At 65.6% G+C, this 16,913-nt stretch carries 11 protein-coding genes; 6 read left to right on the top strand and 5 right to left on the bottom strand.

All coding sequences use genetic code 11. The features are described from left to right. The first annotated feature begins 39 nt into the window (after positions 1–39). From AWB72_RS23880 to AWB72_RS23870, 3 genes are all read left to right on the top strand, one after another. Positions 40–2,625, top strand: coding sequence for a [protein-PII] uridylyltransferase (locus tag AWB72_RS23880; protein WP_040049390.1), 2,586 nt, complete (start codon positions 40–42; stop codon positions 2,623–2,625). Positions 2,626–2,631: 6 nt separating this feature from the next. After that, on the top strand, positions 2,632–4,752 hold the full coding sequence (locus tag AWB72_RS29885; RefSeq protein ID WP_040049389.1) for a pseudouridine synthase: 2,121 nt from the start codon (positions 2,632–2,634) through the stop codon (positions 4,750–4,752). A gap of 250 nt (positions 4,753–5,002) precedes the next feature. Beyond that, positions 5,003–5,239, top strand: a complete 237-nt coding sequence (locus AWB72_RS23870; protein ID WP_040049388.1) for a hypothetical protein — start codon at positions 5,003–5,005, stop codon at positions 5,237–5,239. Positions 5,240–5,301: 62 nt separating this feature from the next. Here the strand turns inward: AWB72_RS23870 and def are convergent, their stop codons facing one another. The 5 genes from def to AWB72_RS23845 form a co-directional block, all read right to left on the bottom strand. Next, positions 5,302–5,835: a peptide deformylase gene (def, locus tag AWB72_RS23865; RefSeq protein WP_040049387.1), complete on the bottom strand. Its 534-nt coding sequence runs from the start codon at positions 5,833–5,835 to the stop codon at positions 5,302–5,304. Further along, a complete protein-coding gene (ligA, locus tag AWB72_RS23860) occupies positions 5,832–7,910 on the bottom strand; it encodes an NAD-dependent DNA ligase LigA (RefSeq protein WP_040049386.1) in 2,079 nt (692 codons plus the stop codon). The genes def and ligA overlap by 4 nt, the downstream gene beginning before the upstream one ends. 196 nt (positions 7,911–8,106) lie before the next feature. Next, positions 8,107–9,375 carry a cell division protein ZipA C-terminal FtsZ-binding domain-containing protein gene (locus AWB72_RS23855; RefSeq protein WP_040049385.1) on the bottom strand — a complete coding sequence of 423 codons (1,269 nt, stop codon included), beginning with the start codon at positions 9,373–9,375 and terminating at the stop codon, positions 8,107–8,109. 174 nt (positions 9,376–9,549) lie between these two features. Further along, positions 9,550–13,065: a chromosome segregation protein SMC gene (smc, locus tag AWB72_RS23850; protein ID WP_040049384.1), complete on the bottom strand. Its 3,516-nt coding sequence runs from the start codon at positions 13,063–13,065 to the stop codon at positions 9,550–9,552. A 123-nt stretch (positions 13,066–13,188) separates the two neighbouring features. Beyond that, entirely contained in the window at positions 13,189–14,154 is a 966-nt protein-coding gene (locus AWB72_RS23845) for a DMT family transporter (protein ID WP_087128771.1), read from the bottom strand. 233 nt (positions 14,155–14,387) lie between these two features. On the opposite strand from AWB72_RS23845, the gene dapC reads away from it, so the two are divergent. From dapC to AWB72_RS23830, 3 genes are read left to right on the top strand one after another with little or no spacing between them, the layout of a single operon-like run. Next, the gene (gene dapC, locus AWB72_RS23840; protein ID WP_040049382.1) at positions 14,388–15,614 is read left to right on the top strand and encodes a succinyldiaminopimelate transaminase; all 1,227 of its coding nucleotides are present in this window, start codon (positions 14,388–14,390) and stop codon (positions 15,612–15,614) included. Between the two features lie 39 nt (positions 15,615–15,653). Continuing rightward, complete coding sequence (gene dapD / locus AWB72_RS23835; RefSeq protein ID WP_040049381.1) at positions 15,654–16,481, top strand: 2,3,4,5-tetrahydropyridine-2,6-dicarboxylate N-succinyltransferase; 828 nt, start codon at positions 15,654–15,656, stop codon at positions 16,479–16,481. Between the two features lies 1 nt (position 16,482). Further along, entirely contained in the window at positions 16,483–16,854 is a 372-nt protein-coding gene (locus AWB72_RS23830) for an ArsC family reductase (protein ID WP_040049380.1), read from the top strand. The last annotated feature ends 59 nt before the right edge of the window (positions 16,855–16,913 follow it).

Below are 16,913 nucleotides of genomic sequence, written 5' to 3'. Positions count from 1 at the left end.
GGCTCCGCCGCTTTTTCCCCTCGTCCTGAATATCGACTCATGAGCGTCACCGTCGCCGTCGCCACGCCCTGTGAAACGCTGCGAAACGCCTATAAGACGGCGAAGGCGGCGCTCATCGAACGCTTCAAGACGGCCACGAGCGTCGAGCCGCTGATGCACGCGCTCGCCCGCGCCACCGACGACGCCCTCAAAGGCGCCTGGTCCGCGTGCGAGATGCCGGCGGACGCGGCGCTCGTGGCGGTCGGCGGCTACGGACGCGGCGAGCTCGCGCCCTACTCCGACGTCGATATCCTCGTGCTTCTGCCCGATGCCGCCGCCCAAGCCGACGACGCCGCGCTGAACGCGCGCGTCGAGCGATTCATCGGCATGGCGTGGGACCTCGGGCTCGATATCGGCAGCAGCGTGCGCTCGGTCGAGCAGTGCATCGGCGAGGCGAGCAACGACGTCACGGTGCTCACGTCGCTGCTCGAAGCGCGGCGCATCTGCGGCGACGCGCAGCTTTTCCAGCGCTTCTCGGAGCGCTACAAGGAGACGCTCGACCCGCGCGCGTTCTTCCAGGCGAAGGTGCTGGAAATGCGTCAGCGGCACGCCAAGTTTCAGGACACGCCTTATAGCCTCGAGCCGAACATCAAGGAAAGCCCGGGCGGACTGCGCGACCTGCAACTGATTCTCTGGATCACGCGCGCGGCGGGATTCGGATCGAGCTGGCGCGAACTCGACGCGCGCGGTCTCATCACCGAACGCGAAGCGCGTGAACTGCGCCGCAACGAGGGCTTTCTCAAGCTGTTGCGCGCGCGGCTGCATGTCGTCGCGAAGCGCCGTCAGGACATTCTCGTCTTCGATCTGCAAACGCCGCTTGCCGAGAGCTTCGGCTTCAAGGCGACCGCCGCCAAGCGCGCGAGCGAGCAGATGATGCGCCGCTACTACTGGGCGGCCAAAGCGGTCACGCAGCTCGCGACCATCCTCATCCAGAACGTGGAAGCGCAGCTTTTCCCGTCGACGTCGGGCATCACGCGCGTCCTCTCCGGGCGATTCGTCGAGAAGCAAGGCATGCTGGAAATCGCCCGCGACGATGTCTTCGAGCGCGAGCCGCACGCCATCCTCGAAGCCTTCCTGCTGTACGAGCAGACGCGTGGCGTCAAAGGCCTGTCGGCGCGCACGCTGCGCGCGATCTACAACGCGCGTGAGCTGATGGACCGCAACTGGCGGCGCGATCCGGAAAACCGGCGTCTCTTCATGGAGATCCTGAAGCAGCCGGAAGGCATCACGCACGCGCTCAGGCTCATGAACCAGACGAGCGTGCTCGGGCGCTACCTGATCAACTTCCGGCGCATCGTCGGGCAGATGCAGCACGACCTTTACCACGTCTACACGGTCGATCAGCACATCCTGATGGTGCTGCGCAACCTGCGCCGCTTCGCCATTGCCGAGCACGCGCACGAGTATCCGTTCTGCAGCCAGTTGATGGGCAATTTCGAGCGCCCGTGGGTGCTCTATGTCGCCGCGCTGTTTCACGACATCGCGAAGGGGCGCGGCGGCGATCATTCGACGCTCGGCATGGTCGACGCCCGCCGCTTCTGCCGCGAGCACGAGATCGGACAGGACGATACGGAACTCGTCGTATGGCTCGTCCAGCAGCATCTGACGATGAGTCACGTCGCGCAAAAGCAGGACACGAGCGATCCCGAAGTCATCAAGCAGTTCGCGTCGGTCGTGAAGACGGAGCGGCGGCTGACGGCGCTGTATCTGCTGACCGTCGCGGACATTCGCGGCACGAGCCCGAAGGTCTGGAACAACTGGAAAGGCAAGCTGCTCGAGGACCTTTTCCGCGCGACGCTGGCCGTGCTCGGCGGCGCGCAGCCGGACGCCCATTCGGAACTCAAGTCGCGGCAGGAATCGGCGCTCGCGCTGCTGCGCCTGGAGACGGTGCCGGAGGGGGCGCAGCGGCGGCTGTGGGAACAGCTCGACGTCGGCTATTTTCTGCGCCACGATCCCGCCGATATCGCCTGGCAGACGCGCGTGCTGTATCGGCATGTGGAGAGCGACGCGCCGATCGTGCGCGCGCGCCCCTCGCCGATCGGCGCGGCGCTGCAGGTGCTCGTGTATGTGAAGGACCGGCCGGACCTCTTCGCCGGCATCTGCGCGTATTTCGACAAGAACGGCCTGTCCGTGCTCGATGCGCGCATCACCACGACGCGCCACGGCTATGCGCTCGATAACTTTCTCGTCGCACATCCGGATCATGACGGGAGTTATCGCGATATCGCGAATCTCGTCGAACAGCAATTGAGTGGGCGGCTGACGGACGAAAGCATCTTGCCGGAGCCGTCGAAGGGCCGCGTGTCGCGGCTCGTGCGAACTTTCCCGGTCACGCCGCGCGTGGATTTGCGCCCGGACGAGCGTGGCCAGTACTACATCCTGTCCGTGTCTGCGAACGACCGGCAGGGCCTTCTTTATTCGATCGCGCGCGTTCTGGCGCAACACCGGATCGGCGTGCAGGCGGCGCGCATCAATACGCTCGGCGAACGCGTCGAAGACGTGTTTTTGCTCGACGGCAAGAGCCTGTCGTCGAACCGGACCCAAATCCAGGTCGAAACCGAACTGCTGCGCGCGATCGCAGCCTGAGACTTTATGCGCGTCAAACTGACAGCCAAACATCCGCGTCCGACATCGACGACGCGTTCGCCGGTGCGTTCCGGCAGTTCCATCAGCCGCAAGCCCGTGCGCGACAACGCGCCGGAGGAGGCCCTGGTCAAGCGCGGCAAGCCTGAGCAAGCGCGGGCGACGGCCCCGAAGCGCGCAGACGCGCCGGGGGAACGGCGTTCTTTCAAGTCGCGCGGAGATGATTCGCGAGCTTCGTCTGCGGATCGCGGTCCGCGTGGTGAGGAGCGGCGTCCGTTCAAACCGCGTGGGGATGATTCGCGTCCGTCTTTTGGGGATCGTGGTCCGCGTAGCGACGAACGGCGCTCGTTCAAACCGCGCGGAGACGATTCCCGCCCGTCGTTTGGCGATCGCGGTCCGCGTGGTGATGATCGACGCCCGTTTAAACCGCGTGGTGAAGATTCGCGTTCGTCGTTTGGCGATCGTGGTCCGCGTGGTGAGGAGCGGCGCTCGTTCAAACCGCGTGGTGAAGATTCGCGTCCGTCGTTTGGCGATCGCGGTCCGCGTAGCGACGAACGGCGCTCGTTCAAACCGCGCGGCGACGATTCGCGTCCGTCTTTTGGCGATCGCGGTCCGCGCAGCGACGACCGGCGCTCGTTCAAACCGCGCGGCGACGATTCACGCACAGGCGATCGCAGTCCGCGTGGTGATGATCGACGTTCGTTCAAGCCGCGTGGTGAAGATTCGCGTTCGTCGTTTGGCGATCGCGGTCCGCGCACCGACGACCGACGCCCGTTCAAACCGCGCGGCGACGATTCGCGTCCGTCTTTTGGCGACCGAGGCCCACGCACCGACGACCGGCGCTCGTTCAAACCGCGCGGCGACGATTCGCGTCCGTCTTTTGGCGATCGCGGTCCGCGTGACGAGGAGCGGCGTTCCTTCAAGCCGCGTGGTGACAACCCGCGCCCGTCTTTCGGCGATCGCGCCCCGCGCAGCGACGACCGGCGCTCGTTCAAACCGCGCGGCGACGATTCACGCCCGTCTTTCGGTGATCGCGGTCCGCGCGGTGATGATCGACGCCCATTTAAGCCACGTGGCGACGATTCGCGCCCGTCGTTTGGCGACCGCCCGCCGCGCAGCGATGACCGACGCCCGTTTCAATCACGCGGCGACGATTCGCGCACAGGCGATCGCGGCCCGCGTGGTGAGGAACGGCGTCCGTTCAAACCGCGCGGCGACGATTCCCGCGCAGGCAATCGAGGCCCGCGTGATGATGAACGACGTCCGTTCAAACAACGCACCGACGACCACCGCCCCGCCAAGCCACGCAGCGACGAGCTCAATCACGCCGCGCCAATCGCCGAACCCGAAGCCAAACCCCGCCCGCATCACGACGGCCTGGTGCGCCTGTCGAAAGTCATGTCGGAACTCGGCCTGTGCTCGCGCCGCGAAGCCGACGAATGGATCGAGAAAGGCTGGGTGCTCGTCGATGGCGAAGTCATGGACACACTCGGCACGCGCATCCGTCCCGGCCAGAACATCGAGGTCCTGCCGGCCGCGCATTCCGCGCAGTCGCAACTCGTCACCATCCTGCTGCACAAGCCCGTCGGCTATGTATCCGGTCAGGCCGAGGACGGCTACGAGCCGGCCGTCACGCTCGTCAATCCGGCGAATCATTGGGACGAAGACCGCTCCGGCATCCGCTTCGCGCCGGGGCATCTGCGCACGCTCGCGCCGGCCGGCCGTCTCGACATCGATTCGACCGGCTTGCTGGTTCTGACGCAGGACGGCCGCATCGCGAAGCAACTGATCGGCGGCCATTCCGAAGTCGACAAGGAGTACCTCGTGCGCGTGCAGTACGGCGAGCATACCGTCGATATCGACCGGCGCTTCCCCGAGGAAAAGCTCGCGCTCTTGCGGCACGGCCTCGAACTCGACGGCGTGCCGCTCAAGACCGCGCAAGTCAGTTGGCAGAACGGCGAACAGCTTCGCTTCGTGCTGCGCGAAGGCAAGAAGCGCCAGATTCGCCGCATGTGCGAACTGGTCGGGCTGGACGTGGTCGGGCTCAAGCGCATCCGCATGGGGCGCGTGACGCTCGGCGCGCTGCCGCCCGGACAGTGGCGCTATCTCGCTCCGAACGAGAGCTTCTAAGTCCGCCGTCACGCTTCCGTGGCATGACGCGTCGCAAAAACGCGACATCCGGCGCATTAAAACGGCGCGATCGGTCATCCGGTCGCGCCGTTAATTTTGTTCGCTTTTTGGCTAAAGAAAATGGCTCATCGATCCGTTAGGCAGGTATGCGCGAAAGGACGTATCGAGTCCGACAAGCGCGGCGCTCCGGCGGACGACGCATCGCGGGAGCGAAGGCATACGGCATTGAAAGGCATCAAGGAGGATCGCCATGGCAGTTGAGATCATCGTTCGTGAAACGGATACCGGGCTGGAAATCGTCAGCGGCCGACGACGGCTCCAGGCGCTTCTCGCCCTGCAGGACGAAGTGGTCGTCATGAGTCCCGGCATCGGCGAAATGGTGATTGCCCGCCTGCCTGACGGGCGTCTGCAAGGCTCCGCCAATCCCGAACACGTCGCGCTCTTTCGCCGGCCCGATACCAGCGGCAATCCGGCAACGTTCGCGTAAAGAAAAACCCGCTCGCAAGGAGCGGGTTCATCGCTACATCCGACGCCAAGCCGATTCGAGGCTCAGTCGTCGCGCGTCGAATCGAGGCCCGGAAACAGCACGTCGGTGAAGCCGAACTTCGAAAAGTCCGTGATACGCATGGGATACAGCTTGCCGATCAGATGGTCGCACTCGTGCTGCACGACGCGCGCGTGGAAACCCTCCGCGAGCCGCTCGATGGCCTTGCCGTACTGATCGAAGCCCTGATAGCGGATCATGGAATACCGCTGCACCGCGCCGCGCAGCCCCGGCACGGACAGGCACCCTTCCCAGCCCTCTTCCATGTCGTGCCCGTTGGGCGTGATGATCGGATTGATGAGCACCGTCTCCGGCACCGGCGGCGCGTCCGGATAACGCTCGTTGTGCCCAAAGCCGAAAATGACCACCTGCAGATCGACGCCGATCTGCGGCGCGGCAAGCCCCGCGCCGTTCGCGTCGCGCATCGTGTCGAACATGTCCTGCACGAGCGTGTGGAGTTCGGGCGTGTCGAAATGTTCGACGGGCTGAGCGATACGCAACAGCCGCGGATCGCCCATCTTCAGGATTTCTCGGATCATGGAGTGACTCCTTCCAGTAGCTTCTTCATGCCGTCTTCGTCGAGAACCGGAACCCCGAGTTCCTCCGCTTTCGCGAGCTTGCTGCCCGCTTCCGCGCCCGCCACGACGTAGTCGGTCTTTTTCGATACCGAACCGGCCACTTTCGCGCCGGCCGTTTCCAGCATTTCCTTCGCTTCCTCGCGCGAGAGCGTGGGCAGCGTGCCGGTCAGCACGACCGTCTTGCCCGCGAGCACGCCCTGCGGCGCACGCGGCGCGGGCGGCCCTTCCGGCCACGACACTTTGACACGCAACTGCTCGATCACGTGCTGGTTGTGCTCTTCGCTGAAGAAATTGTGTATGGCTTCGGCCACCACCGGGCCGACGTCATTAACTTCGAGCAATTCTTCGACGGATGCGGCAATGATCGGGTCAAGCGAGCCGAAATGCTTTGCCAGATCCTTCGCTGTCGATTCGCCCACGTGCCGGATGCCGAGCGCGTAGATAAAGCGCGTGAGCGTCGTGTGCCGCGCTTTCTCGAGCGAGTCGAGCAGATTTTGCGCGGATTTGTCGGCGAAACGGTCGAGCGCCGCGAGCGTCGAGAAACCGAGATTGAACAGATCGGCGGGCGTGCGCACCAGATTCTGTTCGACCAGCTGATCGATGATCTTCTCGCCGAGTCCGTCGATATCCAGCGCACGCCGCTGCGCGAAGTGCCACAGCGCCTGCTTGCGCTGCGCCGGACAGAACAGGCCGCCCGTGCAACGCGCGATCGCTTCGTCCGGCAACCGTTCGATTTTCGAGCCGCAGACGGGGCATTCCGTCGGCATCACGAATTCGCGAGCGTCGTCGGGACGCCGGTCCAGAATCGCGCCCACGACTTCCGGAATCACGTCGCCCGCGCGCCGCACGATGACCGTATCGCCGATGCGGATGTCCTTGCGGCGCACTTCGTCCTCGTTGTGCAGCGTGGCATTCGTGACCGTCGCCCCGCCGACGAAAATGGGCGCGAGACGCGCGACCGGCGTGATTGCGCCCGTGCGGCCGACCTGCACGTCGATAGCGAGCAACTGCGTGAGCGCTTCCTGCGCCGGAAACTTGTGCGCGAGTGCGAAACGCGGCGCGCGCGAGACAAAGCCGAGCTTGTCCTGTTCGTCGCGGCGGTTGACCTTGTAGACGACGCCATCGATGTCATACGGCAGCTTTTCACGCTTCTCGCCTGTTTTGCGGAAGAAGCCCAGCAAGCCATCCGCGCCCTCGACGACGGCGCGTTCCGCATTCACCGGCAGCCCCATTTCCTTGTACCAGTCGAGCAGCCCCGAATGCGTGCCGGGCATCTCCGCGCCTTCCAGCACGCCGATGCCGTACGCAAAGAACGACAGCGGCCGCTGCGCCGTCATCTTCGGGTCGAGCTGACGCAGGCTGCCCGCCGCCGCGTTGCGCGGATTGGCGAACTCACGCTGTCCGGCGTCGCGCTGACGCGCGTTCAGGCGATCGAAGTCGCGCTTGAACATCAGCACTTCGCCGCGCACGTCCAGCCGCTTCGGTACGTGCTTGCCCTTGAGCGTCAGCGGAATCGAGCGGATGGTGCGCACGTTCGCCGTGACGTCCTCGCCGGTGGCGCCGTCTCCGCGCGTCGATGCCTGCACGAAGCGGCCGTCGTCGTAACGCAGCGAAATGGCGAGACCGTCGAATTTCAGCTCGCATGCGTACTCCACCGGCGCGGCGCCCAGCGCGTCCGACACGCGTTTGTCGAACGCGGCGATGTCCTCGTCCGCGAAGCCGTTGTTGAGCGACAGCATCGGCACGTCATGGACGACCGGCGCAAAACCTTCGGCGACCTGCCCGCCTACGCGCTGAGTGGGGGAATCCGGCGTGACGAGGTCGGGATTTTCGGCCTCGATGCCCTGCAGTTCCTTGAACAGCGTGTCGTATTCGGCGTCGGGCAGCTCGGGCTGGTCCAGCACGTAATAAGCGTAGTTCGCGCGCTCCAGTTCCGTGCGCAGCCACGCGGCGCGCTCCGCCGGCCGGTCGGCGCTGGGCACGGCGGCCTCGGACTTCGCGGTGGCGGCGGCTTCGGCTTTGGTTTTTGCGGACATGCGGCCTTTTTTGATGAAAGAGGTAAGTCAGTCGATCGACCGGTCGATTGTCTCAGAAGATCGGAAAATGTGGCATCGGCCGGATGGCATAGGCCATACGGATATGCGCTCGCGCGCACCAACGGAAAGCGCCCCGGCGAAGGGGCGCAATCCTGGATGACACGCGCGCGCCGATGCAGCGCGCAAACGACGACGCCTACTGGCTGAAGAGCCGGCGCGTCGCGGCCGAGCCGGCCGGAATGCCCGCCTGCTCCAGCTTCGCGTAGAGCGTCATCAGTTGCTTTTCGATGGCGAGCAGCGCCGATTCCGGCAGCGGCCGGCGCTGGTCGTCCACCACGCGCGCGCCGATGCGCTCGGACAGCGACTTCGCGTAATCGCACATCAGACGGAACGGCAGAATGTCTTCGTCCGCGACGGGCACGTCGAGCACGAGCGTGATCATCTGGCCGCCCTTGTACGTGAGGTCGTCGCGCAGGAAGTTCGTATCGCCGAACTGGAGCATGAATACCGGATTCTGCTTCGCGTCGAGCTTGACGAAGCGCGTGCCGTCGCGCGACAGCAGCAAGCCGTCCTGCGACGCCACCGCCTGCACGTAGTTCGCGGACCACGGCGCGCCGTCCGACAGAATGTTGATGGACAGTTGCGCGTCGCATTGCGCGGCGAACGCGTCGAGTTCGCGCGCCATGCCGACGGTTTCCATCATGTCGGGGAATTCGGGCGCGCCGTCGACGGCGTCGGCGAGGCGCTGCACGCCCGTCACGAATTCCGAGAACTCGAGTTCGTTGAGCGGGCCGCTGCGGTTCGCGAGCTGCGCCGCCGCGCGCAATTCTTCGTAGCGCACGCCGTGGCGCAACAACTCCCAAGCGTCCTCGCCCTCCGGCTTGCCTTCGATGGTCACCGGCTTCGTCCCCGCGCGACGCAACCGCTGCGCGAGCGGAATCACGCGGTCGCCGGGAACCGGTGCGGCAAGGCGAATCGGCACCACGCTGTCGATGCGCCGATCCACGACAGCGGGCGGCGTCGACGAAATGGTCGTCGCGGCGGGCATCACCGGCTCGTTGCGCTCGTCTTCGTCGATGATCGCGGATTCGTCCGCGACGCCGTTCGCGGATGTCGCCTCGGCCTGCAAATCGACGGGCGTATCCGCCGGCGCGACCGGCGGCGTCACGGCAGCGTGCGCTTCGCCGGATTCCGACGCCGCGCCGAAACTCGGCTCGACGCGCACATCGCGCGGGGCTTCGTCGGCGGCATCGCCCGCGATCGGCTCACGCCGCGCCGGGCGCACCGGCTCGATGAACGGATGCTCGTCGTCGGCTTCCTGGCGCGCGAGCGCATCGGCGGCTTCGTCGGGCATCGGGCGCGGCATCTTGCGCCGCACTTTGGCGCCCTGCCACGCGTTGTACACCACCACACCGCCCACCACCACGGCTCCTGCTCCGATCAAACCGAGTGTCAACTCGTCCATGCACGCTCCACATTTTGGGTTACGAAGCGCCGCGCGATCTGTCGCGCGCATCCGCCGCGTTCCGGCATTGTCTGCCGCCGCCTGCCCGATGCGCACCACTCCGCGCCTGCGCGCCTGGCCGGGTCAACGCCCGGCCGTCCGTTCATTCATTCAAGTTCGCATGACGCAAAGGCGTCAGCCATTCTGCGCAAAGCCCGCGGCGGATTCCATGTCCACCGCGACGATGCGCGACACGCCCTGCTCCTGCATCGTCACGCCGATCAATTGCTGCGCCATCTCCATCGCAATCTTGTTGTGCGAGATGAACAGGAACTGCGTCTTGGCCGACATCGCGCGCACGAGATTCGCGAAACGCTCGGTGTTGGCGTCGTCGAGCGGCGCGTCAACCTCGTCGAGCAGACAGAACGGCGCGGGATTCAGCTGGAACATCGCGAAGACGAGCGCCGTCGCGGTGAGCGCCTTCTCGCCGCCCGAAAGCAGGTGAATCGTCGAATTCTTCTTGCCGGGCGGCTGCGCCATCACCTGCACGCCGGCGTCGAGGATTTCGTCGCCGGTCATGATGAGCTTTGCCTGACCGCCGCCGAAAAGCCGCGGGAACAGTTCGCCGAAGTGACGGTTCACCTCGTCGAACGTGCCTTGCAGCAGCGCGCGCGTTTCCTGGTCGATTTTCTGGATCGCGTCTTCGAGCGTGCCGATGGCGTCGTTCAGATCGGCGGATTGCGCGTCGAGGAAATGCTTGCGCTCGGTAGCCGCCGCGAGTTCTTCGAGCGCGGCCATGTTGACCGGCCCGAGCGCGACGATCGCGTTGTTCAGGCGCGTGACTTCGCCTTGCAGATACGAAGGCTTCATGTCGGGCGTGAGCTTCGCCTGAAGTTCGGCTTCATCGACGCCCGCCGCCTGCAATTGCTCGACGAACTGCTCGCCGCTGATACGCGCCGCCTGCTCCTTCAACTGCAACTCGTTGATCCGGTCGCGCAGCGGCTGCAGCGAGCGCTCGGCGAAGAGGCGCTGCTCGTCGGACTGGCGCAGACGCGCGGTCAGATCGTCCAGTTCGATACGCGCCGCGTGCAGCGATTCCTCGCGCGCCGCGCGCACTTCGAGCGCATCCTGAAGGCCGGTTTGCGCCGTCTGCTCGTTGATGGTTTCGAGTTCCGCACGCGCGTCTTCCAGCGCACCCGCGACGCGCTCGCTCTGTTCTTCCGCCGTGCCGATATTGCGCTCGTACTCCGCGATCTTCGCGGCCAGCCCGCGCACGGCGAAGCTGGCGTCGCTCGCGGCGCGTTCGAGTTCGCGCAACTCGTGGCGCGCGCTCGTGAGCGTCTCGTCGAGCGATTCGAACGCGAGCTGGTTGTCCTCGAAGCGCGCCTGCAATTGCGCGATTTCCGCGTCGTGCTGCTCGAACGCCGCTTCGGATTCCGCCCGCAGCGCGCGCTGCTCCTCGATCTGCGCGGCGATCTCGTTCAGTTCCTCGCCGATCTGCGTGCTGCGCTGCGTGTAGCGCTCATGCGCCTGCGCGAGCTTCAGCGCGTCCATCTGCAGCGCGTGGACGCGTTGCGTCGCGCGTTCGGCGGCAGCGCGCGCATCGGCGAGCGTCTGCGATGCCTGCGTGTGCGCGGCATCGGCGCGAACGGCGTTGCTCTTCGCTTCGTCGGCGAGCAGCGCCTGGGCGCGCACCTGCCGCGTGAGATTTTCGATTTCCTGCGCCCGCGCGAGCATGCCGGACTGCTCGGAATCGGATGCATAAAGCTGCACGCCGACGCGCGTCACCGTGTGCCCCGCCTTCACGACGAACGCGCCGCCTTCCGGCAACTGGCTGCGCATGGCGAGCGCTTGCGCGATGTCGTCCGCGATGAAGGTCGTGCCGAGCCATTCGTTGAGCACGGCGCGCAAGCCCGGATCATCGATGCGCACGAGCGACAACAACGGCCGCAAGCCCTGTGGCGCGTCGAGCGGCTTGCCCGCAACCGGCGGCGAATAGAAGGCGAGCTTGGCGGGCGGCGCATCGGTGGCGAACGCCTTCACCCAGTCGAGATTCGATACTTCCAGCGCCGCGAGCCGCTCACGCAGCACGGCTTCGAGCGCCGCTTCCCAGCCCGCTTCGACATGCAGCTTCTTCCACAGACGCGGCAGCGCGCCGAGTTCGTGCCTGTCGAGCCACGGCTGAATCTTGCCTTCCGTCTGCACGCTTTCCTGAAGCTGCTTCAACGCGGCAAGACGTGCTTCCAACTGGTGAATCTGCGCGCTTTCCGCCTGCACGCGCTCCTGCGCCGCGCGACGTTCGGCGTCGAGACGCGGCACGGTTTCCTGCGCATCGGCGAGACGCGCCTGCGCCTCGGCGAGAATCTCTTCGTTCTCGGCAAGCTGCATGCGCAGTTCTTCGAGCTGCGCTTCGTCCGGCGCGTCGAGTCCGCTTGCTTCGTTCTTCAGACGTTCCTGACGCTGCTGCAATTGCTGAAGCTGCTGATCCGCGTTGCGCTGATGCGCCGCTTCGAGCTTCAGCGCCTGTTCCGCCCGCGCGATGCCCGCGCGCTCTTCGTTGAGCTGCGCCTGCGCATCGCGCCAGCGGGCTTCGAGTTCGGGCAGCGCGTCTTGCTTGGCGGCGGCGTTTTCCTGCGCGATGGCGGCTTTTTCCTCGCCCTCGGCGAGCGCTTCCGATGCAGTCTCGATCTCGTCGCGCGCCTTTTGCGCCTGCATGAGCCATTGCTCGCGCTGCGCGGCGAGCGCGGCGATCTGCGCCTGCACGCGATTGCGCGACTCGACGATGAACTTGATCTCCGCTTCGAGCCGGCTGACTTCGGCGTTGGCTTCGTAGAGCGCGCCTTGTGCGCCCTGCATCGCGTCGCTGGCGCTGTAGTGCGCGACGCGCAGCGTCTCCAGTTGCGCTTCGACTTCGCGCAGACGCGCCGTTTGCGCTTCGAGTTCGACCTGCGCCTCGCGGATGGCGCGCTGCTGGCGCTCGGCCTCGTTACCCGCTTCGTTTTTGCGCAAGAGCCACAACAGGCGCTGCTTTTCTTCGCCTTCGGCCTGCAACTGCTTGTATTTGGTCGCGACGATCGCCTGGCCTTCGAGCTTCTCGAGATTCGTCGTCAGTTCGCGGACGATGTCCTCGACGCGCGTCAGGTTCTCGCGCGTATCGTGCAGACGATTCTCCGTCTCGCGGCGGCGTTCCTTGTACTTCGACACGCCCGCGGCTTCTTCCAGAAACACGCGCAGTTCTTCCGGCTTCGCTTCGATGATGCGCGCGATCATGCCCTGCCCGATGATCGCGTAGGCGCGCGGCCCGAGTCCCGTGCCGAGGAAGATGTCCTGAATGTCGCGGCGTCGCGCGGGCAGGTTGTTGATGTAATAGCTGGACGTGCCGTCGCGCGTGAGCACGCGCTTCACGGCGATCTCGCCGTACGCGCTCCATTGGCCGGCGGCGCGCCCATCGGCGTTGTCGAAGATCAGTTCGACGCTCGCGCGGCTGCCGGGCTTGCGCGCCGTCGATCCATTGAAAATGACGTCCTGCATCGACTCGCCGCGCAATTCGGATGCGCGCGATTCACCGAGCACCCAGCGCACGGCGTCGATGATATTGGACTTACCGCAGCCATTCGGCCCGACGACGCCGACGAGCTGGCCGGGTACCTGGAAATGCGTGGGATCGACGAAGGACTTGAAACCAGCGAGTTTGATCGAAGTCAGACGCACGGCGATATCGCTGTTTGAAGTGAGTGACGGAAGATGAATGGCAGACAGGCGGCAGCGCGGCCCGTCGCGGGCAATGGTTTCATGCGCGCGAAGGCCTCGCGGGCCGGTCGCGAGCGGACACCATCATACCATCGCGCGTGTCGATTTCTTTTCGCTTGCGGCCTGCTGATTCGCCGCCGACGATGCCTCGCCGGACGCGCGCGCCTGCCGATGCACCCACGCCGACAGCACGCACGCGGCCACGATGCATGCCCCGCCCGCCCATTCGCGCGGCCCCGGCGCTTCGCCCGCGAAGAGCCACGACGACAGCGCGGTCACGACGAGTTCGAACAGCATGATGATCGACGCGCGATTGGCCGGCACGCGCGCAAGTCCGATCTGCATGATCACGTTGTTCGCCGCGAGCACCACGCCGAGTCCGATCACAATGAACGCGACCATGCCCATCTGCGATGCGGCGGGCGGCGCGGGCATCGGCTCGAAAAAGCTCACGAGCGTCGCGACGATGGCCGCGCCGCCGAAGATCACCGCCGTGCGCATTTCGGGCTTCATGCCGGGCATCGTCCGCGTGAGCTTGACGACGAGCACGTTGCTCATCGCGAAGCCCATGCCGCCCATCAGGCCCGCCCATTCCGCGAGATTCGCGGGCAGCGGAAAGCCGAGCGCGGGCGACCAGAGCATGGTGACCGCGCCGGCGAGCGACAGCAGGGAGAGCGCGGCGTCGGCCCGCGTGAGGCGGTCCTCGAGGATGAAATGCGCGAACACCGCGGTCCATGCGGGCGTCAGATAGAAGAGCAACAGCACGCGCATGACCTGGCCGTGGATCGCGCCCCACACGAAACCGACGCTCGTCGTGCCCGCCGCCGCGCCCAGCGCGACGAGCAGCCAGTGCCAGCGGATCGTGCGGACGGAGCGGCGCTTGAGCAGCAGCACGAAGAGACACGCCGCGCCGCTCGTCGTCGCGCTGGCGAGGGTGCCGGTGAGGCCCATCGACGCGAGCATGCGCATCGGGTACCAGACGAGTCCCCATACCGATGCGCCGAGCATGATCGCAAGTGTGGGCAAGGCGTCGTGGAAACGGCGGGTCATCGTTGCGCTCCCGCGCTCGCTCGCTTGAAGCGATTCAGGTTCGTCATGCTGTGTCGTCGTTGGCCTGCGGCCCTTTGCTGCAGGGGCGCGGGGTATAATCGTCCGCTTCGCCGATGTCTTTGTCGTGCCGCCGCCGCGGGTTTTCCGCGGGTCTTTCAAAGCTGCGTTCGCATCGGCATGAATGGCTTCGTAGCCGCCTGAACGTTCGTCGCTCATCGCTTACCGGTCACGCCGTGAATCCACTTCTCAAGAAACTCCAGCCGTATCCGTTCGAAAAGCTCCGCGCGCTCTTCAAAGGCATCGAGCCGCGCGCCGGATTCACGCCGATCAGCTTCGGCATCGGCGAGCCGAAACATCCGACGCCCGTGCTCATCCGCGATGCCGTCGTCAATGCGCTCGACGGCCTCGCCTCCTACCCGCCGACGCTCGGCAGCGAGCCGCTGCGCGAAGCCATCGCCACGTGGGCGAAGGCGCGCTACGGTCTCGCGTCGCTCGATGCGGCCACCGAAGTGCTGCCCGTGTCCGGCTCGCGCGAAGCCTTGTTCGCGCTCGCGCAGGCGGTCATCGACAGCCGCAGCACGCCCGAACTCGCCGGCGCGAAACCGCCGATCGTACTCTGTCCGAACCCGTTCTATCAAATCTACGAAGGCGCGGCGCTGCTCGCGGGCGCGGAGCCGTATTTCGTCAATAGCGATCCGGCGCGCAACTTCGCGTGCGATTACTCGGCTGTCCCCGACGACATCTGGGCGCGCACGCAACTGCTCTATGTCTGCTCGCCGGGCAACCCGACCGGCGCGGTCCTCACGCTCGACAACTGGCGCGAGCTTTTCGCGCTGTCCGACAAGCACGGCTTCGTGATCGCCTCCGACGAATGCTATTCCGAGATCTACTTCGACGAGGCGCATCCGCCGCTCGGCGGCCTGGAAGCCGCGCGCTTGCTTAACCGCGGCTTCGAGCGCCTCGTGATGCTGTCGAGCCTTTCGAAACGATCGAACGTGCCGGGCATGCGCTCGGGCTTCGTCGCGGGCGACGCGGCCATCCTCAAGCAGTTCCTGCTGTATCGCACGTATCACGGCGCGGCGCTTTCGACCCTGTTCCAGCGCGCGAGCATCGCCGCATGGCAGGACGAGGCGCACGTGCGCGACAACCGCGCGAAGTACGTGAAGAAGTTCGAAACGGTCACGCCCATGCTCGCCGACGTGCTGGACGTGCGTTTGCCCGATGCCGCGTTCTATCTCTGGGCGAACGTTTCGCGCACCGGACTCTCCGACACCGAGTTCGCGGCGCGTCTCTACGCCGACTATAATGTGACGGTTCTGCCGGGCTCCTATCTCGCTCGTCCCGCGCATGGCACGAATCCCGGCGAGGGCTTCGTTCGCATCGCGCTCGTCGCCGGGACCGAGGAATGTGTCGAAGGCGCCCGCCGCATCGTCGAATTCTGCCGCACGCTCAAGCCCTGACGAGCGCAGCCGGTCCAACTCTCCATCCTTGAAATCACTATGTCGCAACAACTGCAGAGCATCATCGACAACGCCTGGGAAAACCGCGCCGAGCTTTCGCCGAAAGCCGCGCCGGCCGAGGTCCGCGACGCCGTCGCGCATGCCATCGAACAGCTCGACAAGGGCGCGTTGCGCGTCGCCGAGAAGCGCGACGGCGACTGGGTGGTCAATCAATGGCTGAAGAAGGCCGTGCTGCTTTCGTTCCGCCTCGAGGACAACGCGCCAATGGCCGCAGGCGGCTATTCGCAGTTCTACGACAAGGTGCCCTCGAAGTTCGCGAACTACACCGCCGAAGACTTCGCGGCAGGCGGCTTCCGCGTGGTGCCGCCGGCCATCGCGCGTCGCGGCTCGTTCATCGCGAAGAACGTCGTTTTGATGCCGTCGTACACGAACATCGGCGCTTACGTCGATGAAGGCACGATGGTCGACACGTGGGCCACCGTCGGCTCGTGCGCGCAGATCGGCAAGAACGTGCATCTGTCGGGCGGCGTGGGCATCGGCGGCGTGCTGGAGCCGTTGCAGGCGAACCCGGTCATCATCGAGGACAACTGCTTCATCGGCGCGCGCTCGGAAGTGGTGGAAGGCGTGATCGTCGAGGAAAATTCCGTCATTTCGATGGGCGTCTATCTCGGCCAGTCGACCAAGATCTACGACCGCGAAACCGGCGAAGTCAGCTACGGCCGCATTCCGGCGGGCTCGGTCGTCGTCGCGGGCAACCTGCCTTCGAAGGACGGCTCGCACAGCCTGTACTGCGCGGTCATCGTGAAGAAGGTGGACGCCAAGACGCGCGCGAAGGTCGGCCTGAACGAACTGCTGCGAGGCGACTGATTTGGCACGCGGATCCACCCCGACGACTGTCGTCTACGGCATTCCGAACTGCGACTCGGTGAAGAAAGCGCGCGTGTGGCTCGAAGAGCACGGCGTGCCGTTCGAATTTCACGACTTCAAGAAGGCCGGCGTGAACGAGGAGCTGGTGCAGGACTGGCTGAAGGACGTGCCGCTCGACCAGCTCATCAACAAGCGCGGCACGACGTGGCGCGGCTTGTCCGAGGTCCACAAGGCCGAAGCCGACACGACCGCCGGCGCGATCGCGCTGATGATCCACAAGCCGTCGATCATCAAGCGGCCGGTCGTCGTCGTGAACGGACGCGTGAAGTCGCTCGGCTTTTCCGCCGAGCAGTACGAAACGCTCTTCGCGTGATGCGGCGCGATGACTCCGGTGTTTCGAAGCCCGGTGTCGTCGCATGAACGCTCAATCGC

The sequence above is a fragment of the Caballeronia concitans genome (genome assembly GCF_001544615.1).
GTDB classification, from domain to species: Bacteria; Pseudomonadota; Gammaproteobacteria; order Burkholderiales; family Burkholderiaceae; genus Caballeronia; species Caballeronia concitans.
This window is presented reverse-complemented; position numbering and strand designations above follow the sequence as displayed.

What these genes read in the sequence shown, in the direction of transcription:
- AWB72_RS23880 (WP_040049390.1), top strand. Translation starts at nt 40, where the DNA reads ATGAGCGTCACCGTCGCCGTCGCCACGCCCTGTGAAACGCTGCGAAAC.
- AWB72_RS29885 (WP_040049389.1), top strand. Translation starts at nt 2,632, where the DNA reads ATGCGCGTCAAACTGACAGCCAAACATCCGCGTCCGACATCGACGACG.
- AWB72_RS23870 (WP_040049388.1), top strand. Translation starts at nt 5,003, where the DNA reads ATGGCAGTTGAGATCATCGTTCGTGAAACGGATACCGGGCTGGAAATC.
- def (WP_040049387.1), bottom strand. Translation starts at nt 5,835, where the DNA reads ATGATCCGAGAAATCCTGAAGATGGGCGATCCGCGGCTGTTGCGTATC.
- ligA (WP_040049386.1), bottom strand. Translation starts at nt 7,910, where the DNA reads ATGTCCGCAAAAACCAAAGCCGAAGCCGCCGCCACCGCGAAGTCCGAG.
- AWB72_RS23855 (WP_040049385.1), bottom strand. Translation starts at nt 9,375, where the DNA reads ATGGACGAGTTGACACTCGGTTTGATCGGAGCAGGAGCCGTGGTGGTG.
- AWB72_RS23845 (WP_087128771.1), bottom strand. Translation starts at nt 14,154, where the DNA reads ATGACCCGCCGTTTCCACGACGCCTTGCCCACACTTGCGATCATGCTC.
- dapD (WP_040049381.1), top strand. Translation starts at nt 15,654, where the DNA reads ATGTCGCAACAACTGCAGAGCATCATCGACAACGCCTGGGAAAACCGC.